This window comes from Rhizobium aouanii (genome assembly GCF_037002925.1).
In the GTDB taxonomy this organism is placed as follows: Bacteria; Pseudomonadota; Alphaproteobacteria; order Rhizobiales; family Rhizobiaceae; genus Rhizobium; species Rhizobium aouanii.
On the sequence record NZ_JBAMYD010000059.1, the window covers coordinates 1 to 787 of the forward strand.

General features: G+C 63.8%; 1 protein-coding gene. It reads right to left on the bottom strand.

The window, feature by feature from the left end; all coding sequences use genetic code 11:
- The coding region (locus V8P77_RS34710; RefSeq protein WP_335916764.1) for a calcium-binding protein at positions 1–787 on the bottom strand (787 nt) is incomplete at both ends.

Consider the following 787-nt stretch of genomic DNA (forward strand, 5'->3'; position numbering starts at 1 on the left):
TGCCGGAGCCGCCGGTGATCGTGTTGGCGAGCGCATTGCCGGTGCCGGTGAAGTTGGCCGATCCCGTGTAGCTCAGGTTCTCGACATTGATCAGTGCAGCGATCGAGTAGGCTGCAAGCGCCGTGCGGATTTCGTCGGTGCCGGCACTGGCCAACTCGGTGACGACGTCGCTCGCACTGTCGACCACATAGATGTCGTTGCCCGCTCCGCCGATCAGCGTGTCATTGCCGGCGCCGCCGTCCAGCAGATCGTTGCCGGCGCCGCCGGTGATCGTGTTGGCGAGCGCATTGCCGGTGCCGGTGAAGCTGGCCGATCCCGTGTAGGTGAGGTTCTCGACATTGGCGTCAAGCGTATAGCTTGCCAGGGTCGTGCGAACCGTGTCGGTTCCCGCGGCGGCGTTCTCGGCAACGCTGTCACCGGCATTGTCGATGATATAGGTGTCGTCGCCCGCACCGCCGATCAAGCTATCGGCACCTGCCCCGCCATTCAGCGTGTCGTTGCCGACACCACCAGTGATCGTGTTGGCAAGGCTATTGCCTGTCCCGACAAAGGCTGCCGTTCCGATGTAGGTGAGGTTCTCGACATTGGCTCCCAGTGTGTAGGTGGCCAGTATCGTGCGAACCGTGTCGGTTCCCGCGGCGGCGTTCTCGGCAACGCTGTCGCCGGCATTGTCAACGACATAGGTGTCGTCGCCCGCACCGCCGATCAAGCTATCGGCACCGGCCCCACCATCCAACACATCATTGCCGGCGCCGCCGGTGATCGTGTTGGCCAGCGCATTGCCGGT